This is a genomic window from Actinoplanes sp. NPDC049265 (assembly GCF_043197135.1).
In the GTDB taxonomy this organism is placed as follows: Bacteria; Actinomycetota; Actinomycetes; order Mycobacteriales; family Micromonosporaceae; genus Actinoplanes.
The window spans coordinates 71680-93894 of record NZ_JBICSP010000014.1; the positions used below are offsets into that span (position 1 = coordinate 71680).

14 protein-coding genes and 2 pseudogenes are annotated in these 22215 nt (G+C 71.9%); 8 read left to right on the top strand and 8 right to left on the bottom strand.

The genetic code is table 11. The features are described from left to right. Positions 1-46: 46 nt before the first annotated feature. The 5 genes and pseudogenes from ACGFIO_RS29485 to ACGFIO_RS29505 form a co-directional block, all read right to left on the bottom strand. The gene (locus ACGFIO_RS29485) at positions 47-460 is read right to left on the bottom strand and encodes an SSI family serine proteinase inhibitor (RefSeq protein ID WP_392830636.1); all 414 of its coding nucleotides are present in this window, start codon (positions 458-460) and stop codon (positions 47-49) included. 226 nt (positions 461-686) lie between these two features. Continuing rightward, entirely contained in the window at positions 687-4034 is a 3348-nt protein-coding gene (locus ACGFIO_RS29490) for an error-prone DNA polymerase (RefSeq protein WP_392830639.1), read from the bottom strand. A gap of 618 nt (positions 4035-4652) precedes the next feature. Further along, a pseudogene (locus tag ACGFIO_RS29495) lies at positions 4653-6110 on the bottom strand (DNA polymerase Y family protein); the annotation flags it as partial. A 737-nt stretch (positions 6111-6847) separates the two neighbouring features. Further along, a pseudogene (locus tag ACGFIO_RS29500) lies at positions 6848-7666 on the bottom strand (hypothetical protein); the annotation flags it as partial. Positions 7667-7739: 73 nt separating this feature from the next. After that, positions 7740-8243 carry an SAV_6107 family HEPN domain-containing protein gene (locus tag ACGFIO_RS29505; RefSeq protein WP_392830641.1) on the bottom strand — a complete coding sequence of 168 codons (504 nt, stop codon included), beginning with the start codon at positions 8241-8243 and terminating at the stop codon, positions 7740-7742. Between the two features lie 516 nt (positions 8244-8759). On the opposite strand from ACGFIO_RS29505, the gene helR reads away from it, so the two are divergent. Next, positions 8760-10766 carry an RNA polymerase recycling motor ATPase HelR gene (gene helR / locus ACGFIO_RS29510; RefSeq protein WP_392831051.1) on the top strand — a complete coding sequence of 669 codons (2007 nt, stop codon included), beginning with the start codon at positions 8760-8762 and terminating at the stop codon, positions 10764-10766. Here helR and ACGFIO_RS29515 read toward each other — a convergent pair. After that, positions 10708-12663: an amino acid transporter gene (locus tag ACGFIO_RS29515; RefSeq protein ID WP_392830643.1), complete on the bottom strand. Its 1956-nt coding sequence runs from the start codon at positions 12661-12663 to the stop codon at positions 10708-10710. The genes helR and ACGFIO_RS29515 overlap by 59 nt on opposite strands. Before the next feature lie 71 nt (positions 12664-12734). Between ACGFIO_RS29515 and ACGFIO_RS29520 the strand changes: the two genes are divergently transcribed. From ACGFIO_RS29520 to ACGFIO_RS29545, 6 genes are all read left to right on the top strand, one after another. Then, a complete protein-coding gene (locus ACGFIO_RS29520; RefSeq protein WP_392830644.1) occupies positions 12735-13544 on the top strand; it encodes an SDR family NAD(P)-dependent oxidoreductase in 810 nt (269 codons plus the stop codon). 101 nt (positions 13545-13645) lie between these two features. Then, complete coding sequence (locus ACGFIO_RS29525) at positions 13646-14263, top strand: monooxygenase (protein ID WP_392830647.1); 618 nt, start codon at positions 13646-13648, stop codon at positions 14261-14263. Further along, on the top strand, positions 14260-14835 hold the full coding sequence (locus tag ACGFIO_RS29530) for a GNAT family N-acetyltransferase (RefSeq protein ID WP_392830650.1): 576 nt from the start codon (positions 14260-14262) through the stop codon (positions 14833-14835). Before ACGFIO_RS29525 ends, ACGFIO_RS29530 begins: the two co-directional genes overlap by 4 nt. Then, positions 14835-15557 (top strand): carotenoid biosynthesis protein, encoded by a 723-nt coding sequence (locus tag ACGFIO_RS29535; protein ID WP_392830652.1) that lies wholly within the window; start codon positions 14835-14837, stop codon positions 15555-15557. Before ACGFIO_RS29530 ends, ACGFIO_RS29535 begins: the two co-directional genes overlap by 1 nt. Positions 15558-15633: 76 nt before the next feature. Further along, positions 15634-16701 (top strand): glycosyltransferase, encoded by a 1068-nt coding sequence (locus ACGFIO_RS29540; RefSeq protein WP_392830654.1) that lies wholly within the window; start codon positions 15634-15636, stop codon positions 16699-16701. Positions 16702-16741: 40 nt separating this feature from the next. Then, positions 16742-18382: an FAD-dependent oxidoreductase gene (locus ACGFIO_RS29545; RefSeq protein WP_392830656.1), complete on the top strand. Its 1641-nt coding sequence runs from the start codon at positions 16742-16744 to the stop codon at positions 18380-18382. A 235-nt stretch (positions 18383-18617) separates the two neighbouring features. Here the strand turns inward: ACGFIO_RS29545 and ACGFIO_RS29550 are convergent, their stop codons facing one another. Next, positions 18618-19490 carry an AraC family transcriptional regulator N-terminal domain-containing protein gene (locus tag ACGFIO_RS29550; RefSeq protein ID WP_392830658.1) on the bottom strand — a complete coding sequence of 291 codons (873 nt, stop codon included), beginning with the start codon at positions 19488-19490 and terminating at the stop codon, positions 18618-18620. Between the two features lie 22 nt (positions 19491-19512). After that, complete coding sequence (locus ACGFIO_RS29555; RefSeq protein WP_392830660.1) at positions 19513-20448, bottom strand: alpha/beta hydrolase; 936 nt, start codon at positions 20446-20448, stop codon at positions 19513-19515. A 255-nt stretch (positions 20449-20703) separates the two neighbouring features. On the opposite strand from ACGFIO_RS29555, the gene ACGFIO_RS29560 reads away from it, so the two are divergent. Continuing rightward, positions 20704-22212 (top strand): diguanylate cyclase, encoded by a 1509-nt coding sequence (locus ACGFIO_RS29560; RefSeq protein ID WP_392830663.1) that lies wholly within the window; start codon positions 20704-20706, stop codon positions 22210-22212. The last annotated feature ends 3 nt before the right edge of the window (positions 22213-22215 follow it).

A 22215-nucleotide genomic window follows, 5' to 3' on the forward strand; every position in this document is an offset into this window, starting at 1 on the left:
CCGGGCGATCAGACGCCCGGCCGCGACAAAGCTGACAGGAATCTGATCAGAACGTGAACAGCACGCCGGTCGCCCGGGCCATCTCGCAGGTGTTGCCGAACGTCCTCGACCAGTCGACCTTCCGGCCGCGCCAGGTGCCGGTGATCTCGGCGGTGACCGGGGCGTACTGCAGCGTGCAGATGCCGTTGACAGGTTTGAGCCGGGCCGGGTCGCCCTTCACCTTGCGCAGCGTCTTGCACACCTTCTTGACCTTCGGGTGTACGCCGCCGGCCGGGTCGCAGGTGACGACCACCGCGGCGGTGTAACCGGCGCCGGCCGTGTAGGCCAGGGTGAGCGTGGTCTTTCCGGCCCGGGCATCCTGGTCGGGGCCGCCGCCGGCCGCGTGGGCCGGGCTTCCCGCCGCCACGCTTCCCGTTGCCAGAACAATCGCCGTCACCGACGCGATCGCCATCGTGCGCATGATCGTCTCCCCCGTAGATGGCCACTCGCTGGTGCGCAGAGCAGCTCTGCTCACCAGCAGGAGCGGTGGCCACTCCTGGTGCGCAGAGCAGCTCTGCTCACCAGCAGGAGCGGCGGCCACTCCCGGTAGGCAGAGCAGCTCTGCTCACCAGCAGGAGCGGATGGTCCGCATCCGGTATAGGGCACCAAAGGTGCAAAAGTTGCGGAACCCGCAGAACTCCGACCGTTCAGCGGAAGTCGCGGGACGGCCCCACGATCGGCGGCGTGACCCCTTCGAGCCGGTCCGCGACCAGGTTGAGCACGCCCTCGGCCTTTTCCAGCCGCCCCCGCACGATCAGCGCCGCGGCCGTCTTCGCCACCTTCCGGTAGCGCTGCCACAACCCCGGCGAGCAGGTCACGTTGAGCATCCCGGTCTCGTCCTCCAGGTTGACGAACGTGACCCCACCCGCGGTGGCCGGCCGCTGCCGGTGCGTGACGATCCCGCCGACCCGGATCCGGGTGCCCGCCTCCACCGCGCCGAGGCGGGCGATCGGCAGCGCCCCGGCCGCGTCGAACTTCTCTCGCACGAACTGGGCCGGGTGCGCGTCCGGGGACAGGCCGGTGGCCCAGACGTCGGACACCAGCTTGCCCACGTCGTCCATCCCGGGCAGGGCCGGGGCGTCGGTGCCGGTCACCGTACCCGGCAATCGGTCGGGTTTGTCCTGTGCGGCAGCGCCCGCGGCCCACAGCGCTTCGCGGCGGGAAAGCCCGAAACCGGCGAAGGCGTCGGCGGTGGCGAAGGCCTCCAGGTTGGCGGTGGAGCATCCGGTACGCCGGGCCAGATCAGACATGCCACGGTAGGGGCCGTTCGCGCGGCGTTCCTCCTCGATGCGTTTCGCCAGATCGTCGCCGATCGTGCGTACCCGCTGAAGCCCTTGCCGCACCGCGGGCCCGTGCAACCCCCACGCGTGCGGCGGCTCCCCGGCCATCGACCCCCACCGGGTGCGCTCGTCCGACTCGAGAGTGGCCGCGGCGTCGCTCAGGTTGATGTCGGGGCGGCGCACCTCCACCCCGTGCCGGCGGGCGTCGTCGACCAGCGTCTGCGGCGAGTAGAAGCCCATCGGCTGGGCGTTCAGCAGGGCCGCGCAGAAGGCGGCCGGGTGGTACCGCTTCAGCCACGCGCTCGCGTACACCAGGTAGGCGAAGCTCATCGCGTGGCTCTCCGGGAAGCCGTAGCTGGCGAACGCGGACAGCTTGAGGAACAGGTCGTCGGCCAGCTCTCCGGTGATGCCCCGCTCGGCCATGCCGTCGTAGAGCCGCTTCTTGATGCGCTCCATCTTTTCCATCGACCGTTTGGAGCCCATGGCCCGGCGCAGCTGGTCGGCCTCGGACGGGTCGAAGCCGGCCACGTCGATGGCCAGTTGCATCAGCTGCTCCTGGAAGAGCGGCACCCCCAGGGTTTTCTCCAAGGCGTTGCGCATCAACGGATGCGGGTACGTGATCGGCTCTTTCTTGTTCTTGCGGCGGATGAACGGATGCACCGAGCCGCCCTGGATCGGGCCCGGCCGGATCAGCGCCACCTCGACCACCAGGTCGTAGAACTCGGTCGGCTTGAGGCGGGGCAGGGTGGCCATCTGGGCGCGGGACTCGACCTGGAAGACGCCCACCGAGTCGGCGCGGCACAGCATCTCGTACACCTCGGGGTCGTCCAGGCGCATCGTGCTGATGTCCAGATCGGACTCCAGCATGTCGTACGCGTAGTGCAGCGCCGACAACATGCCCAGCCCCAGCAGGTCGAACTTGACCAGGTCGATCGCCGCGCAGTCGTCCTTGTCCCACTGCAGCACGGTCCGCCCCGGCATCCGCCCCCACTCGACCGGGCACACCTCGATGATCGGCCGGTCGCAGATGACCATGCCGCCGGAGTGGATGCCCAGGTGCCGCGGGAAGCTCTGCACCTCGTTGGCGAACTCCACCACCTGCTCCGGGATGTCGTCCACGTCCAGCGTCGCGATGCTGCCCCAGCGGTCGATCTGCTTGCTCCAGGCGTCCTGCTGCCCGGGTGAGAATCCAAAGGCCTTGGCCACGTCGCGTACGGCCGACCGTGGGCGATACGTGATCACGTTGGCGACCTGGGCCGTGTGTTCCCGCCCGTACTGCCGGTAGACGTACTGGATGACCTCTTCCCGGCGGTCCGACTCGATGTCCACGTCGATGTCCGGTGGCCCGTCCCGCTCCGGCGCCAGGAACCGTTCGAACAGCAGGTCGTACTCGACCGCGTCGACGTTGGTGATGCGCAGCGCGTAGCAGACCGCCGAGTTGGCCGCCGATCCCCGCCCCTGGCAGTAGATCTTCTCCTCCCGGCAATACCGGACGATGTCGTAGACGACCAGGAAATACCCCGGGAAGTTCAGCTCCTCGATCATCTTCAGCTCGTGTTCGATCTGCGCGTACGCCCGGGGATGCGCTTCCGGCGGCCCGTAGCGTTCCCGGGCCCCCTCCATGGTCAGGTGCCGCAGCCAGCTCATCTCGGTGTGCCCCGCGGGCCTTTCGAAGTCGGGCAGCCGGGGGGCGACGAGCCGCAGGTCGAAGGCCAGGTCCCCGCCGAAGATGGCGGCGTTCTCGACCGCCCCCGGCCAGTTCCGGAAACGCCGGGCCATCTCGGCGCCGGACCGCAGATGCGCGGTGCCCGCCGCCGGCAGCCAGCCGTCCAGCTCGTCCAGGCTGCGCCGGGCCCGCACCGCGGCCAGGGCGGTGGCCAGCCGCCGCCGGCGCGGGGTGGCGTAGTGCACGTTGTTCGTCGCCACGTTCAGCAGGCCGCGGCTGCGGGCCAGGTCGTGCAGGAAGTCGTTGCGGTCGTCCTCGTACGGGTCGCCGTGCGAGCTGAGTTCCACCGCGACGTTCTCCCGGCCGAACAGGCGCGTCAACCGGTCCAGCTCCCGGGCCGCCGCCTCGGGCCCCCGCTCGGTCAGCGCCTGCGGCACACTCCCCTTGCGGCAGCCGGTCAGCACCAGCACGTGATCCTTGAGCTCGGCCGCGACCTCCTCCAGGTCGCCGTAGTCGGGCTTGCCCTTCTCGGCCCCCCGCAACTGAGCCCGGGAGATGGTGCGGGCCAGCCGGGCGTAGCCTTCCGAGCCGTGGGCCAGGCACAGCAGGTGCCGGCCTTCCGGGTCGGCCTCGCCGTTCTGCGGTCTGGTCAGGTCGAGCGACAGCTCCGCACCCACCACGGTCGGCAGTCCCAGCTCCCGGGCGGCCTCGGAGAATCGCACCACGCCGTAGAACCCGTCGTGGTCGGTGACGGCCAGCCCCGTCAGCCCCAGCCGCGACGCCTCCTCGGCCAGTTCCTCCGGATGGCTGGCCCCGTCCAGGAAGCTGAAGTTGCTGTGGCAGTGCAGTTCCGCGTAGTCCACAGTGGCGGCGGACCGGACTAGGGCCGGCGCTTCGTAACGCCCCCGCTTGCGGCTCCAGGCCGGCGAGTCCCCGCCGTCCCCGTCGCCCGCCAACGGATCGACCACCGCCGGCTCACCCCGCGGCCATCCCCCCGACAGTGTCTTCTCCAGCTCCGACCAGGGCACCCTGGGATTGTTGAAGCCCATCACCGCACCGCCCTAGTCATAGACGGCCTCCACCACCCAGTGCCCTCCGGCCAGCGACAGCAGCAGGGCCCGCCCGTCCGCGAGCGCCACCTGGAACCGGGCCCGCCGCCGCGTCTCCGCCGCCGCCCACCACCGTTCCTCCACCGGCCAGGGTCCCGCCCACCCGACGATCTCCACCGCGGGCGCCCGCTCCAGCAGCAGGGCGGCCGGTTCCCCGGTCAGCTCCAGCCGGGCACTGACCCGAACCGCCTCCCCCGCCGCGTCCACCACCACCGCCCCCACCGGCTGCAGCAACACCACCGCCGGCGCCGGCTTGGGCAGCCGCCCCGGCCACGGCGCCAACGCCGCCACCACGCGCCCTTTCCGCCCCCGCTTCCCGCCTTCCACCCGGGCGTCCCCCGCACCGCTTCCCTCCGCGCCCTTCACCTCCACACCCTTCCCCGCGCTCACCTCCGCGCCCCGCGCCGCGGCATCACCCTCCGCCGCTCCTTCTCTCTCGGGCTGGGGGAGAAGCGACAGAGCCGCGCGCCGATCCTCGGTGTCCGATGAGGACACCAGATGAAGGCCACCGGCGCCGCGCTTCCCGTGCCCGTCGATGACCCGAAGCGCGGGCCGCCCCGATGGCTCCTCCTCGCTCTCGGCCGACGCCCGCGATCCGGCCAGGCTGGTGACCGCGACGGGCTCGGCGATCAGGCCACCGGCGTCCCTGTCCGATCCGGCCCTGCCGGGGATCGCGCCGGACCCGTCGGCGTCATCAGCATCGGCGTCCGCCTCACCGGCGGGATCGGGCTGGGTGGTTCGCGGGAACGGGATCGGGTCGGGGGCCACGGCGGTGACGGGGATGGTGGTCAGGCCCGGGTAAGGGTCCCGGGGTGGGGCGGTCGCGCGGGGCGGGGTGCGTTCGTCGCCCCAGGGGATGAGGGCGGTCTGGTCGTCGGCGGAGCGGCCCCCGGTGCGGATCGCGGTCATCACCGCTTCGGGGCCGAGCAGTCCCTGGATACGGCTGAGGGCGCGGTGCGCGCGTTCCCGTTCGGCGCCGGCGTCGCCCCACAGGCCGGGTTGCAGTCCGAGGTGTACGAGCACCCCGTCCGGTACGAGCCGCAACCGCACCAGTCCGGCGGTGGGCCGGTTGACCGCCCCGCGCCGGGCGCCGGTGAGCCAGCCGTCGAGTTGCCAGCGGACCCGTTCGGCGATCGCGGCCGCGGTGAGGGTGCCGTCGTGCCGCCACACCCGGTGCAGTTCCTGGCCGTCGGCGGTGACCGCCTCGATGCCGAGCCGGGTGCAGGCCAGCCCGTGCGCGGCCAGTCCCTCGTGCAGTTTCTCGGCCAGCGCCCGCCCCGCGAACGCGGCGACGTCGACCCGTTCCAGGGGTTCGTCGTACGTCTCGGAAACATCAAGGTCCAGCGGCGGCCGGCGCACCGCCAGCGGCCGATGGTCGAACCCGGCGGCGAGCCGATGAGCCAGCGCCCCGTCGAAGCCGAACCGCGTCAGCACGTCGGACGGCGGCAACGCGGCGAACTCCCCCAGCGTCGTCACGCCCAGCCGCCGCAGCAGGTCGGTCAGTTCGGGCCGGTCGAGCGCCTCCACGGCCACCCCGGAGAGAAATTCCCGGGTACGCCCCGGCGCCACGATGCGCCCCGCCCGGGCCGCCAGCCCCGCCGCGAAGACCCCTTCGGCCACCCCGGCCTGGCTCTCCACCTCACAGACCTGAGCCACCTGCTCGACTATCCGTTCGGCGGCCGCCTCCTCACCCCCGAAGTACCGTGCCGGCCCCCGGGCGGCCAGCGCGCAGGCCCCCGGCCGAATCACCTCGACCCCCACCGCGACCTCTTCGATGGCGGCGACCACCGGCTCGAACGCCCGAGCGTCCCGCCCCGCGTCATGGTCGACAACAACCAGCCGCGAGCACCGCCCTTGCGCCTCCCGCCGCCGCAGTCCCCTGCGCACTCCTTCCGCCCGGGCCGCCTCCGAGCACGCGACCACCCGATTCGCGTGAAGCACCGCCACCGGCCCGGCCGAAGCCACCCCGTCAACGATCTCCGCGGCCACCACCGGCCAGTCCGGACACCAGATCATCAGCGTCCGAACCCCGGCCCCCTCACTCACCCCGCCTCGACGACAGTGACCGGAGCCGGAACAAACTCCCACCACACGGGTACGGCCGGCGCCGGATACGCCGAACTCCCACCCCGCGACACTCCGCCCGGCCCCGGACCAGAGCGCCCACCAAGCGACACCCCATCCCGCCGTGGACCAGGAGGCCCCCCAAACGGCAACCCACCCGGCCGCACACCAGAACGCCCGCCACGCGGCAACCCACCCGGCCGCACACCAGAACGCCCAGCAAGCGGCAACCCACCCGGCCGCACACCAGAACGCCCAGCACGCGGCAACCCACCCGGCCGCACAACAGGGCGCCCAGCACGCGGCAGCGCAGCCGGGCGTGGAACAGGCCGAGGGCGTGGAACAGCGCAGGGGCGCGCCCGAGCCGGACGACGATGAGCGCCCAGCCGCGAAGCGGGACCGATGAGCAGCCGGCTCATGATCGACCGGTCACGGGTGTCAGGCCGTCGCGCCCCCACCGGACGAACCCACCGCCGAACACCGGTCACCCGTCTCGGCACCCACCACCCGAAGTCCGGCGAACCCGGCACTCCCCGATCCGCGACATGATCCACGGACAAATCCACCACATTGTCCGGCCACTCCGGCCCATCCGGCTCAAGCCCCCCGGCACCCGCCCCGGACCCGCCACGCCCGGAAGAAACAGAGGGCGAAAGCTCCCCGGAGGAAGCCGAGAGCGGAAGCGCCCCAGAGGAAGCCGAGAGCGGAAGCAACCCGGGAGCAACGGAAGGCGGAAGCGACGCGGAGGAAACGGAAGACGCCGAGGGCGACGCCGAAGGGCCGGCAGGCAAGGAGGGAGCGGGATCGGCCGAGGCCTGCGTCCCCGGGAGGGTGATCGGACCGGCCGGGGTCAGCGGCGGGACCGACGGCGGACGGGTCGCGCCGGGCATCCACATGGTCAGCTCACGCGGGCGGTCGGCGGCGCCTCGGCCGCGGGCCAGGACGGTTACGCGGCGGCGGCGCAGGCGGCCGTGGCCTTTGGTCAGTCCCTCCCAGGCGCCGGCGGTCACGCGCAGGGTGACGTCGGCGCCGGGCCAGGTGCCGAACGGCATCAGGACGCTGCCCCGCTGGCGCGCCCGGGCCACCAGCCGGGCCGCCACCGGCGCGGCGACGGGGCCGGGGATCGCCATCACCACCACGTCGACCCCGTCGATCAGGGCGCCGGTCACCGTAGGCCAGTCGGGCCCGGGGTTGGGAATCAGGGCCAGCCGATCGAGGGCGACGCCGTTCTCCTCGGCGGCCAGGGCTCCCAGGTCGGGCAGGCCGACCACCGCGCACCAGGAGCCCGCCCGCGAAGCCGCCGACAGCAGCGCCAGCATCAGCGACGTGGAGCCGCTGCTCGTGGCCACCGCCACCGTGCTGCCCCGGCGCAGCCCCCGGCCGGGCAGCAACGCCCCCAGTTCGGGCACCACCGGCAGCATCCGGTGCAGGCCGGGCGCGTCGGTCTCGCTCGCCGGACGAACCAGCTCGGACAGGGCGGCCGCCCCCTTGATCAGGCGTCCCGCCATGTAGCTCGCCTCTTCTCGGAAGAACTGATGGGTCGCGGCCGGGTCACCGGTCGCGGCCGGTGGCCACGAACCGTCAGGCGGCCAGGCGACCGGCGGCCGGCAGGGTGGGCTGGTAGGCGATGCCCAGGGCCGACTCGACGACAGCCACGAACTGTTCGGCGGCGCGGAGGAGATCGTCGGCCTCGCGGGGGCTGACCACGCGCGGGATGCCGGCCTCGGCGGCCGCTCGCTTGCCCGCGCCGAGGGCGAAGTAGCCGGCCCACTCGCTGAACTCGGGGGCGACCAGCACCAGCAGGGACCACACGCTGGTCACCCGGGTACGCCGGCCGGGCGCGGCGGGACGGGCCCGGGCGGCGAGCACCGCGGCGGCGGCGCGCAGGGCGGCCATGTGCGCGGTGGCGTACCGCAGCCCGTCGGGACCGGTCTGGGCCGCCTCGGCCAGGCCACCGCGCGCGATGCTCAGCAGCTGGGCGGGCGTGCGGTGCGGCAGCATGTGGGCGGGCACGGTGGGCGCGTCCGCGGATCGGGCCGCGGCGGTCGGCGCGTGGGCCAGGCCGGGAGCCGGGTTGCTCGCCATGGTCGTTCTCCTCTGTACTACGTCGCATCCGATGACTACGTCGCATCGATGGCAGCGGCCGCCGCGGAGGAAGAACACGGCGGAGAGACCGTCGGCCGGGTGCGGGAGCTTCCCCACAACCACACCCGGCCGGACAGCGCCGGCGGGATCCGTCGCCCGCCCCCGGGGGTCGGAGGGGGCGGACGACGGTCCTGCCTTTGAGCAGGCCCGGATCCGCGAAAATCCGGACCGCCACGCGACGCTTCGCGGGCGCCGCACCGGGGCGGGAGCCGCGAATCTCCATCCCCGATCGCTAGTACGGCCGTTCGAATGATTCGAACAGACGTTCTAACTACGGAAGAGAGTAACACCCGGGTACGACAAAAAAGCAAGGCCGGAAAGAGGACCGAGGGGAAGGTGGCAGAAGGAGGACAACAGCACTCCCCGCCACTTCGAACGTATATCAGACATAGGGTCTTGCCGCAAGACCCCCATGACCTCGCAAAATGGTCAACCGTGAGCGTTTTCGACGTACCCATGGCCAAGGCCGGACCGAATCTCATCGCCGGTGACGAGCAGCACTTCACGGTCATGGCCGAGAGCCTGGACCGGATCATCGCCGACCTGGAGACCCGCCTCGAGACCGAGCGCAAGCGGCCCGCGGGCAAGGGCCGGCAGGCGGTGGACCGCGACGAGGAGGTGCAACGGCTCTCGGCCCGGCTGCGTACCCTCCGCCGCTTCAGCCTCGACCTCTGCCTGGGCCGCATGGTGAGCGAGGAGGAAACCGTCCACGTCGGCCGCCTCGGCCTGACCGCCCCGGACGGGCGCCGCCTGCTGGTCGACTGGCGCTCCCCGGCGGCCGAGCCGTTCTTCGCCGCCACCCATGCCAACCCGCTCGATCTCATCAGCCGGCGCCGGTACCGCTGGGCCCGGGGACGGATCACCGACTACTGGGACGAGGTGTTCTCGCTGAGCAGCCTGGAGGGGCTGGAGGGCAACGCCGCGCTGGACGACCAGTCGGCCTTCATCGCCAGCCTGGGCAGCGCCCGTGAGCCCCGGATGCGCGACGTCCTCAGCACCATCCAGGCCGACCAGGACGCCATCATCCGCGCGTCGTCGAACGGCGCCCTGGTGGTCGACGGCGGCCCGGGCACCGGCAAGACGGTGGTGGCGCTGCACCGCACCGCGTACCTGCTGTATGCCGATCCTCGTCTGGGTCAGCGGCACGGTGGTGTGCTGTTCGTCGGCCCGCACCAGCCCTACCTGGCCTACGTGTCGGACGTGCTGCCCAGCCTGGGCGAGGACGACGTGCAGACCTGCACGCTGCGTGACCTGCTGCCCGAGGGCCGCACGGCGAAACCGGAGACCGATCCGGAGGTCGCCCGGCTGAAGTCGTCGGCGGACATGGTCCGGGCGATCGAGGCAGCCGTGCGCTTCTACGAGGAACCTCCGACGGGAGAGCACTGGGCCGAGGCGTTCGCGTCGGTGTCCCCCGGCACCCCGCACAACGAGGCCCGCGAGGAGATCTGGGAGGAACTGGTCGCGATCGCCGGTGCGGGTGATCGGGAGCTGCGGACCCGGCTGAACCGGGCCTGGCCCATGCTCGACCCGGCCGACATCGTCGCTGACCTCTGGTCGGTGCCCGCCTACCTGCGCAGATGCGCGCCCTGGCTCACCACCGAGGAAATCAGCGAACTCCAGCGCGAGGCCCCCACGGATTGGACCGACGCGGACCTCCCGCTGCTGGACGCGGCCCGGCAGCGCCTCGGCGACCCCACCCGCAGCGAGCGGGAACGCGAGCGCGAGACGAGCAGGCGCAGCGAGCGCAGACGGATGGACCGGGTGGTCGAGGAGCTGATCGCCGCGCACGAGATGGACGACGGCCAGGGTCTGATGCCGATGCTGGTCCAGCCGGATCTGCGCGAGGTGCTGGACGACGACCCCGCGCTGCTGCGGAAGGATCCGGATGTGCTGGCCGGCCCGTTCGCGCACATCGTGGTGGACGAGGCGCAGGAGCTGACCGACGCCGAGTGGCAGATGCTGCTGCTCCGTTGCCCGTCGCGAAGTTTCACGATCGTCGGCGACCGGGCCCAGGCGCGGCGCGGCTTCGGAGAGTCGTGGGCGGAACGACTCAAGCGCGTCGGCCTGGATCACGTGACGATGACCGAGCTGACCATCAACTACCGGACACCGGCCGAGATCATGGCCGCGGCCGAGCCGGTGATCCGGGCCGCCCTGCCGGACGCCAACGTGCCTACCTCGATCCGCACCGGCGGCATCCCGGTCCGGTACGGCGACGTGGACGAACTCGAGGCGATTCTGGCCGCGCCGGCCGAAGGCACCCGCTGCGTGATCGGCGGACCCGACCACCTGACGCCGGAGCTGGCCAAGGGCCTCGAGTTCGACCTGGTCGTGCTGATCGACCCGGAGCGGTGGAGCGCGGCCGACCGCTACGTCGCGATGACCCGCGCGACGAGAGAACTGATCATCCTCCGACGTGGATTCCGGGACGCTGAGCCGGATCCGGTTCGCACGAGCGGATGATCTCGCGTACGACCGGCGCGGTGTCGCCCCGGCCGAGGAGCAGGTACCGGAACAGGTGCACCAACGGACTGCCCTCGGCCCACTCGAAGTAGCAGTGCGGTCGTACCCCGGTCGCGTCACGCAGCGCCAGCAGCACCGCGGCGATCGCGTTGGGCGCGGCCGGGCTCTGCACCCGCATGATCCGGTAGCCGCCGACCTCGATCCCACGCACCTGCAACGTGTCGCTGAACTCGGACGGATCGACCACGTCGACCTCGAGGAAGATGATGTCGGCGACGCCGGGCACCGGGTTCATGCCGCGCTGCTCACGTTCCTTGCCGGTGTACTCGGCCTGGTCGCCGGCCTGGCGGCGGTTGGCGATGATGTTCAGCTCGCCGTCGTGGGCGATCGAGTCGGCGACGAACGTACGCGCCGCCTGGTCGAACTCGATCTTGTCGGCGCGCAGTTCGGTGGTGCGGGCGACCCGGGAGACGAGCGACACGACGATGATCCCGCCCACGAAGACGGCGGAGATCGCGATGCCGTCCGGCTTCTCAATGATGTTGTCGCCCAGGGCGTACAGCAGGACCAGGGTGAGCGCGGCGAAGCCGATGCTCGCGCCGCGCTTGCGGGACCGGATCGCCGAGATCATCACCGCGACCGCCCCGGAGACCATCATCGCCAGGATGCCGGTGGCGTAGGCACCGGCCTGCGCGTTCACGTCGGCCTTGAACACGAGCGTGATGCCGATGCTGATCGCGGTATAGACCAGCACGACCGGCCGGACGGCGCGGGCCCACTCGGGCGCCATGCCGTACCCGGGCAGGTAGCGCGGCACGATGTTGATCAGGCCGGCCATGGCCGAGGCGCCCGCGAACCACAGGATCAGGATGCTGCTGATGTCGTAGACGGTCCCGAACCCCTCGCCCAGGAGCTGATGCGCCAGGTACGCGAGAGCACGCCCGTTAGCCTGACCACCCGGCTGGAACTGCTCGGAGGGAATCAGCACGGTCGTCACGAAGCTGGTCAGGATCAGGTAGACGCTCATGATCAGCGCGGCCGTGGTCAGCAGTTTGCGGGTGTTGCGGATCCGCTCCTCCTTGTCGGCCGACTTGATCAGCGGCATCATGCTGACCCCGGTCTCGAAGCCGGACAGGCCGAGCACGAGCGCGGGGAAGGCGAGCACGGCCGGGCCGAACATGCCGAAGAAGCCGCCGTGGCCCTGGGTCAACGCCTGCGTCCAGTCGGTCAGGTGCGCCGGAACGTGGGTCAGGCCGACCACGGTGACCACCGCGTTGAGGCCGAGGAAGATCGCGACCAGCGGGATCGCCACCACGACGGCCTCGGTGAAACCGAGCAGGAAGACGAAACCCAGGATCAAGAGCAGGACGATCGTGATGAGTACGTTGTGTCCGTGCAGGAAGCCCGGCAGCATCGGGTTCTCGGCCATGTGCACGGTGGCGTCGGCGCCCGACAGGGTGATCGTGACGATCCACGACGTCGCCACGAAACCGAGCAGGACCAGCACGAACAGCTTGCCCCACCAGAACGGCAGCAGCTTCTCCAGCATCGCCACCGAGCCCTGGCCGTTCGGGCTCTCGTGGGCCACCCGCCGGTACATCGGCAGCATGCCGACCAGGGTCAGCGCCACGATCAGCAGCGTGGCCAGGGGCGACAGCGCGCCGGCGGCGAGCGCGGCGATGGCCGGCAGGTAGGACAGTGTGGAGAAGTAGTCCACGCCGGTCAGGCACATGACCTTCCACCAGGCCTGCTGGTGGGTGCCCTCGCCGGACTCCGGCCCGACCGGCTGGACCCGGTGGGCGAGCAGCCATCGGCTCAGCGCGCGGCGCGGGACGTACGGCCGGACCGGGCTGTCGACGGACGCCGGAACATTGATGTCGGTACTCACTGTGCTCATTCCGTTACGGATCAGCTGCGAGACTGATCGTTCGGTGCCAGGATGCACCAAGGAGTCCCATGGGGGTACGCATGGCACGCGTGATCGTGATGACCGGCGGTAGTTCCGGGATCGGCCTGGCCGCGGCCGAGCAACTCGTCGCGCTGGGCGACGACGTGGTGCTCGTCGGTCGCGACGAAGCGCGCCTGGCCGCGGCGGTCGAGCGGGTCACGGCGGCCGCGAAGGGCATCACGCCACGGTGGTTCCGGGCCGACTTCGAGCGCCTGTCCGACGTCCGTGCGCTCGCCGATCAGCTGCTCACCGCGTACCCCCGGATCGATGTTCTGGCCAACAACGCGGGCGCGCTGGTGCCGAAACGCCGGATCACCGAGGACGGCTTCGAGGCCACCATGCAGGGCAATCACCTGGCCCCGTTCCTGCTCAGCGAGCTGTTGCGGGAACGGCTGCGCGGCGGGCGGATCGTCACCACCGCGTCCGACGCACACAAGGGCGCCCGGGTGGAGCCGTCGTCGTTCACCGGCCCGATCGGCCGCTACCTGGGCTTCCCGGTCTACGGCCAGAGCAAGGCGGCCAACATCCTGTTCGCGGCCGAGGCGGCGCGGCGCTGGCCGGATGTCACCAGCGTCAGCTTCCACCCGGGCGTGGTGCGGTCCAACTTCGGCGGCGGGCCGTTGCTCAAGCTCGCCTTCCGGTACACGCCATGGCTGCGCAGCACGCGTTCGGCCGGCGCCGACCTGGTGCACCTGATCACCGAGCCCACCCTTGTCAACGGCGCCTACTACTTGCGGGGCAGACCGGTCCGGCCGTCGTCGAGCGTGGCCGATCCGGCCCTGGCGGCGCGGCTGTGGGAGGCCAGCGAGCAGGCGGTTCAGGCGCGGTAGAAAGGGTTGACGCGCGCCGGCCGGGGCATGATGGCGGGGTGCCGGTTCGTCTCCATGTCTGGCGGGTGCCAGGGCGCCGGCTCGGCGCGGCCTTCCTGCGGATGGCGCGCGATCCGCGGCGGGTGCGCACGCTGCCGGGTGTCACTTTCGCCAAATTCCTGGGTACGGGTAAAGGCGTGACGTTCGGGCCGGGAGACGCTGACCTCACGCGGTTCGCCGCCGTGATCGTGTCGGCGGCGCCGGTGGCCCTCCCTGAATGGGATCACCTCTCATCGACGTCCGCAGTTGTTTCCCTGACTCCGCTGCACAGCGTCGGCACGTGGTCGGGACGTGCGCCGTTTACCCCTAATGCCGACAAATCGGATGGCATGGTGCTGGCCCTGACCCGGGCCCGGCTGCACCCCCTGCGCGCGCTGACCTTCTACAACGCCGTACCCCCGGTGGTGGCCGAACTCGACCGCGCGCCCGGGCTGCTCGCCCGGTTCGGAATCGGCGAAGCGCCGATCGGCTGGCAGGGAACGGTCAGCGTGTGGCGAGGCGCGGCGGACCTCCGGGACTTCGCGTACCGTCAGCCGGAACACCGTGCGGTGATCGATCGAACACCCACGGACAAGTGGTATGCGGAAGACCTGTTCGCACGGTTCGCGGTACGGGACGTCACCGGCGACCGGGCCGTGCTGGGCTGGATCACCGAACAGAAGGGGCGGGAGCGGCGATGAGGCTCGTGCCGTGGCAACCGGACGATCTGCTCCGGCGGCTCGACGACGTGGTGGCGGTATACGGCGAGGCGATGGGCTATCGCTCCGAACTGCTGCAGACCCGTCGCGGGTACATCGCCGCGCACGTACGCCGGCCCGGGTTCCGGTCGGTCGCCACGCTCACCACCGAAGGGGCGCTCGCCGGTTTCGGGTACGGCTACGCGTCCGGCCCCGGCCAGTGGTGGCACGATCAGGTCCGCGCGGCGCTGCCCGCCGACGCCCGCGAACAGTGGCTGGCCGACTGCTTCGAGGTGGTCGAGCTGCACGTCAAGCCGGCGGCGCAGGGGCACGGCGTTGGCGCGCGACAGCTGCGGGCGCTGCTGGCCATGGCCGACGGGCGTACGGTGCTGCTCTCCACCCCCGAGGCCGACGAGCAGAAGTCCCGGGCCTGGCGCCTCTACCGTCGCTTCGGGTTCGTCGACGTGCTGCGCGACTTCATGTTCCCCGGCGACGAGCGTGCCTTCGCCATCCTCGGCCGGGAACTGCCGCTGGCCGAACGCCCGGTGGACGCGCCGGGCATCGTCGGCATCTGATGCGCCGACTGCCCTGGGTGCTGCTCGGCGCCCTGGTCGGAGTCCAGATCGGTTATCCACTGGCGTCCGACCGCGCGCTGTTCTCGGTGATCACGGTCGTCCTGGGCTACCTGTTCTCGCTCACCGACGCGTTTCCGCGCCGCGGACTCCCGGCCCTCCTGGCCGTGACCGTGGGCGGCTTCCTGATCGAGGCGCTCGGGGTGGCCACCGGTTTCCCCTTCGGCTCCTACTCGTACTCCGGCGCCCTCGGCCCGCAGTTGCTCGGCGTGCCGCTGATCATCCCGCTGGCCTGGACCTGGATGGCCTGGCCGGCCTGGCTGGCGGCGACCCGCCTGTGCTCCGGCCGCTTTCCCCGCGTCGCGGTGGCGGCGTTCGGGCTGGCCGCCTGGGATCTGTTCCTCGACCCGCAGATGGTCGCCGAAGGCTACTGGCGGTGGCTCGACCCGGTGCCCGCCCTGCCCGGCCTGCCCGGCATCCCGGCCTCCAACTTTCTCGGCTGGCTGGGCTTCGCGGTGCTCGTGATGATCCTGTTGTCGCAGGTCAGCGGGTTATCCACAGGAGACGACCGGCCGGCCCTGGCCCTCTGGTTCTGGACGTACGCTTCCTCCGTGCTCGCCCACGCCGTGTTCCTCGACCTCCCCGCCTCCGCGGCCTGGGGCGGCGTCACCATGGGCCTGGTCGTCATCCCCCTGGCCGTCCGTCTGCTCCGGCGGCCCTCATGACGGCCGCTCCTGGCGCCGCTGCTCCGGCGGCCCTCATGATGTGGCCGTTCCTGGCGCCGCTGCTCCGGCGGCCCTCATGATGTGGCTGCTCCTGGCGCCGCTGCTCCTGCTGACCGCGCACACGATCGTCAATGCGACGCTGCTCCGGCGGCCGCCCCGCGACGCGGTGACCGACCGGCGGGTGGCCGTGCTGCTCCCGCTGCGCGACGAGGCCTCCCGGGTCACGCCCTGCCTGGAGGCCTTGCTCGGCCAGCGTGGGGTGCCCGGCCTCGAGATCGTCGTGCTCGACGACGGTTCCACCGACGGGACGGCCGAGGTCGTGCGGTCGGTCGCCGGCGACAAGGTGCGGCTGCTGACCGGTGCCGCCCCGCCGGCCGGCTGGCTGGGCAAACCGCACGCCTGCGCCCAGCTCGCCGCCGCGGTGCCGTCGGCCGAGATACTGGTCTTCGTCGACGCCGACGTGGTGCTCGCGCCCGACGCGGTGGCCGGTGGCGTCATCGCGGCCGACGGCTTCGACCTGCTCTCGCCGTACCCCCGGATCGTGGGTTCCGGCCGCCTGATCCAGCCGCTGCTGCAGTGGTCGTGGCTGACCTTCCTACCGCTGCGCGCGATGGAGCGGTCGCCCCGGCCGTCGCTGGCCGCGGCCGGTGGGCAGTGGCTGGTGGCGACGCGCGCGGGCTACGACCGCGCCGGCGGCCACACGGCGGTCCGCGACCAGGTACTGGAAGACATCGCCCTGGCCCGGGCGGTCAAACGCGCCGGCGGCCGCGTCGCCCTGGCCGACGGCTCGGCGCTGGCCACCTGCCGCATGTACGACTCCTGGACCGGCCTGGTCGACGGCTACACGAAATCCCTCTGGGCATCGTTCCCGACGCCGTTCATCGCCGGCGCCGTCGTGGTCCTCCTCCTTCTGCTGTACGCCCTCCCGGTCGCGTTCCTGGCCACCCCGTGGTGGCCGGTCGCCGCCGCGGCGTACCTGCTGGGCGTGGCCGGCCGCCTGGTCACCGCCCGCGCGACCGGCGGCCGCGCCCTCCCCGGCGCCCTCGCCCATCCCGCCTCGATCATCGGCTTCGCCTACCTGATCACCTTGTCCTTCCACCGCCACCGTCAAGGCACCCTGACCTGGCGAGGCCGAGCCGTATGACCCACACCGGCGACCTTCCCGCCCACCCGGGGCGGCCTCGATGAGTCGCGTCGTCGTCATCGGCGCCGGGGTCGGCGGGCTGGCCGTCGCGATCCGGCTCGCGCAGGACGGGCACCAGGTGGTCGTCCACGAGAGATCCGGTGTGGTAGGCGGGAAACTCGGCGTCCACGAGCGGGACGGCTACCGCTTCGACACCGGGCCGAGCCTGCTCACGCTGCCGCAGGTGTTCGAGGACCTGGAGCTCGGCCTGGACACCGAACGGCTCGATCCGGTGGTGCGGCACGTCTTCCCGGACGGCACGGTGCTCGACTCGTCCGCCGACCACGACGTGTTCCTGACCCGCATCGCCGACGTACTCGGGCCGGCGGCGGCCGACGACTGGGCCGCCTTCTGGGTCCGCGCCGAGCGGATCTGGGCCGCGTCCTGGGGCCCGGTGCTGCAGCAGCCGGTCACCGCGGCGACGCTCCTGCGCCTCTCCTGGCGGCTCGGCGACCTGCGGGCGATCGCCCCTGGCACGTCGTTGCGCGCGCTCGGCCGGCGTTACCTGCGCGATCACCGCTTGCGGATGCTGCTCGACCGCTACGCCACGTACACCGGCACCGACCCCCGCCGAGCACCCGCCGCCCTGGCCGCGATCCCCTACGCCGAGCTCGCCTTCGGCGGCTGGTACCTGCCCGGCGGCCTCGGCACCATCGCGTCGGCGCTGGCCGCCCGGGCCCGTGCCCTTGGCGTCGAGATCGTGCTCGACTCCCCGGTCGCCGCCATCACGGTCTCCGGCGGCCGGGTCTCCGGCGTCCGACTCGCCCGCCCACCCGTCGCCGGTCTTCCGCCACCGACCGCCGCCGACAGCCTTCCGCTCACCGCCGCCGACAGCCCTCCGCTCACCGCCGCCGACTCCTTTCCGCCACCGACAGCCACCGACAGCCCTCCGCCGGCACCCGCCGACCTCACACCCGACAGCCTTCCGCCGGCACCCGCCGACCTCACACCCGACAGCCTTCCGCTGGTGCCCGCCGACTTCGTCGTGTCCAACGTGGACGCCCTGACGACGTACCGTGATCTGCTGCCCACGCCCGGCCGTCTCGGGCGGCTCGCCGATCGGAGCCTGGCCGGCTTCGTGCTGCTGCTCGGGGTGCGGGGCGAGACCCCGGCGCTGGCCCATCACACCGTCTTCTTCCCGCGCGATTACGACGCCGAGTTCGACGCGATCTTCGGCGACCCCGGGCGAGGGCGGCGCGCCCGCCCGGCCGGCGACCCGGCCGTCTTCGTGACCCGGGCGAACGACCCGGCCGTCCGACCGAGCGGGCGGGAAGCCTGGTTCGTGCTGGTCAACGCACCGCCGCACGGCACCGGGGGGAACGCGGTCGACTGGCGGCGGCCCGGTTTGCCGGAGGCGTACCGGGACCGGATCCTCGCGGTGCTGGCCGCCCGTGGCCTGGACGTGCGCGACCGGCTCGAGTTCGCCGAGATCCGCACCCCCGCCGATCTGGCCTCGGCGACCGGCGCCCCCGGCGGTTCGATCTACGGCACCGCCGGTGGCCTGCTGCGGCCGCCCAACCGTGGCCCCGTGCCCGGCCTCCACCTGGTCGGCGGCTCCACACACCCCGGCGGCGGCCTGCCGATGGTCACCCTGTCGGCCCGCATCGTCGCCGGCCAGATCGCCGCCGACCGGCGCCGCTGACCCACCCCTGGCCACCGACACCCGACCCTGACCGCCGACCCAGGCACGACCGCCGACCCAGGCACGACCGCCATCCCAGGCACGACCGCCATCCCAGGCACGACCGCCATCCCAAGCACGACCGCCATCCCAAGCACGACCGAGAGTCGGAGCCACCACCCCGGACGCAACCGACGGCCGGAGCAACCGCCCGGCGCGACCGAGAGCCGACCCTGGCCGCACGCGGCGCTGGCTCTCACCGTGGCAGAGGCGCGGACAGCGGGAAGTCGATCGTCGGCGCCGCTCCGAACAGTCGCCGATAGTCGCGCGTGAACTGTGCCGGGCTCGCATACCCCACGGTGGCCGCGATTCGCTGGATCGTGTCCGACCGCTCGGCGACGCGGCGCCGGCCCTCCATGAGCCGCAACCGCTTGTGGTAGGAGCCCGGGCTCTCGCCGGTCGCGGCCTTGAAGAGGCGGTACAGCGACGTGACGCTCACGTTCGCCAGCGCCGCGACATGGCCGGCGTCGAACGGCTCGCCCAGGTGCCCCCGCATCCACGTGGTCACTTCGTGAACGCGGCCCAGAACGGAATTGGTTCTCGTCAGGTCGATGAACGTCGCGCCGTTGGGCCCGGTGAGGATGCGGTACCAGATCTCCCGCTTCACGCCGTCGGCCAGGATCCTCGCCGCGCCCGGGTCGCCGGCCAGCTTCAGCAACCGGAACACCGGATCCAGGACCGGGGCGGGCAGGGGGTGGACCGAGACCGCCTCGGCCGGGGCCGGGGACAGCTCACCCAGTTCGGCGATCAGGGCCGAGACCAGCTGCCGGTCGAAGGGGATCTCCAGAGCCCGGTACGGCCTCTCCGCCGAGGCGACCACCACCTCGGCCAGGGCGGGGATGTGAACGGCCGTGGTCACCAGGTCGCCGGCGCCGTAACGGATCTCCCGGGCGCCCAGCAGAAGTCGTTTCGCCCCCTGGAAGACCAGGTAGAGCATCGGGTCGAAGACGACCGCGGCCGGCGGGGCGGGGCTCAGGGCCACGTGGACCCGGACGCCCAGCTGGGGAACGTCGGTGGTGGTGCTGGGCGCGAGGTCGGCGAGTTGCCGGTTGATCTCTTCCAGGCTCACGTCACGCTACTTCCCGTGCGCGTCACTTCAGATACGCCGCGAACCAGTCGAGGATGCGGCCGGGGTGACGCTGGAACCATTTGTAGCCGTCCCAGCGGCGCGGGGTGTCGTGAATCCAGAACATGTCCTTCTCGGACGCGCCGATCGCCGCATACGCCTCTTCGAGGTCGGACGGCCTGGTCAGCACATCATCGTGGACGCCGTACGTGAGAGTGGGCATCAGCACCGAAGGTGCCCACGCGCTGGTTGCGCCGTCCGTCAGCCGGGCGCCCGTGATCAGGTGGTACCGGTGGTCGACCTCGTCGGCGTACGCTCCGAGACCGGCGCTGTCCAGACCCGTCTCCAGAAACGCCCGCGGGGAGAGCAGCAGCGGCGCCACCAGGCAGCGCACACCCTCGAAGGCGGCCGGGTCGGTGTGGATCGCGCGGAACGTGGCGTTCGCCCCCATGCATCGGGCGAAGATCCCGGTTTCCATCCGGGCGAGATCGGCTCGTTCCCGGAGGTACCTCATGGTCCCGATGACGTCGCGCGCCTCGAACAGGTTGTTCAGCGACAGCCCGCCGTTGGCGTCGGCGCTGCGGCCGTGGTTCCGGAAGTCGAACGCCAGAACGTTGTACCCGGCCTCGTGGAGGATCTTGTAGTCCCGGATGAAGTCGATCTCGGTGTCGTTGCCGGGGCCGAAGGCCGACCGCCACGGCTCGACGTGGGCGGGAAAGCCGTACCGGTTGAAGCCGAAGGCGTGCATGGCCACGATCAGCCTGGTGGAGCCGGTGCGGGGGATGAACCATGCCTCGAGGGGCACGCCGTCGGCCGACGGGTAGGTCAGATCCTGGTAGTCGAGTCCTTCGTCCGAGGGCGCGCGCAGAACGGGCGACCGTGAGGTGTACGCCAGTCCCCGGGCGAAGGCATCGAGGGTCGCATCCCGATCTTGGTCAATGGTGCTCGATGGTGCGGTCATGCGAGAAAAGCTATGGCCGCCGACGGTGATCGCACAGGTCCGCCGTTCCCACCTTCTTGCCTGATCCTTCCAACCCGGCCCGCGGCCGACACGCCGACGCCCCTCACGAAACACCTTTGACCTTGGCCACACGCAGGGGGTCGTACTCACCGTAGAGGGAGTCGTCACGCTACGGTTGTGGCAACGCGACGGCAACCTGGGTGAACCTGGAATGCCATCCGCGGTGCGCGGCGATGAGTGACGGAGGCGGGTGAGATGACGGCGGAAGTGGCGGCTCGCGACCACCTCACGGATCTCATCGAGCTCGAGTGCGACAGCAGCATCGACGAGTTCGCCACGGTCCGGGCGCGCGCCATCGAGCTGCGTTTCCTCGCCGCCACGGCCGGCGACGACGAGGCCGTGCGCCGGTGCGACATGCTCATCGCCGACGTGCTGCTGCGCGAAGGGCAGCTCGGGGCGGGCGGCCACAGCGCCCACCAGACGCTGGCCTGGGCCGAGCAGCACGGCCAACCGTACGTGCGGGCCCGCGCCCACCGCGTCCTGGCCAACTTCTACCGGCTCCTCGGCGACTTCACCGAGGCGCTCACCCACGCCTTGCAGGGTGTGTCGTTCCTGCCGGCCGACGCGCCGCCCGCGGTCCGGGCCCGGCACCTGGTCATGCTCGGCTGCACCCTGGACGACAACGGCTCGTTCGACGAGGGTGAGCTGCGCTATCGCGAGGTGCTGCGGATCGCCGGTGAGCTCGGCGACGACGGGCTGACGCTGCGGGCGCTGAACAACATGACGTACAACGCGTACGAGGCCGGCGACGAACCGGCCGCCCGCGCGCTGGCCGGGCGGATGTGGGAGGTGGCCCGGCGCGGGCGCCCGCTCGCGGCCAAGGAACTCGACACCATCGCGCGGGTGGCGATGATGGCCGGCCGCTACGACGAACTGGAAGCGGCGCTGGCCGGGGCGCTCGACGGCACCATCCTCGACACCGACGGCGACGGCGCGGCCGAGTGCCTGCTCACCCTGGCCGAGGCGCGTCGCGAGTCCGGGCGGCCGGCGGCGGCGCAGGCCGCGTTGGACGGTGCGGTGGCGTTGTGCGAGCGCAACACCCTGACCCGGGTACGCGTGCAGGTGCAGCGCGAGCAGGCCGCGCTCTACGCGGCGATGGGGCGTTATCAGGACGCGTACGAGGAACTGCTCCGTTTCAACGCCGGCCAGGCGACGCTGCAGAGCACCCAGCGGGAGGCCCGCGCCCTGGCCATGCAGGCGATCTACGAGGCCAACGAGTTCCGCGAGATGGCCCAGCGGGACGCGCTGACCGGCATCTACAACCGGCGGTACATCAACGAGCAGCTCCCCGCCCTGCTCCGGCGGGGCGAGCCGCTGGCCGTGGCCATCCTCGACCTGGACCACTTCAAGCAGATCAACGACACGCTGTCGCACGCGACCGGCGACGCCGTGCTGCAGCAACTGGGCCGGCTGCTGCCCGACGGCACCGCCGGCCCGGCGGTCGCGGCCCGGCTCGGCGGCGAGGAGTTCCTGCTGATCATGCCCGGCCTCGACGCCGCCGCGGCGACCCTCTACTGCGAACGGCTGCGGCGCCAGATCCGCGACTTCCCGTGGTCCCCCATCACCGCTTCCCTCCCGGTGACCACCAGCATCGGCGTCGCCACCACGGCCGACGGCACCACCACGGTCGCCGCCCTGCTGGCCGACGCCGACCGCAACCTGTACGCCGCGAAACGAGCCGGCCGCGACCGCGTAGTCGCCTGACGC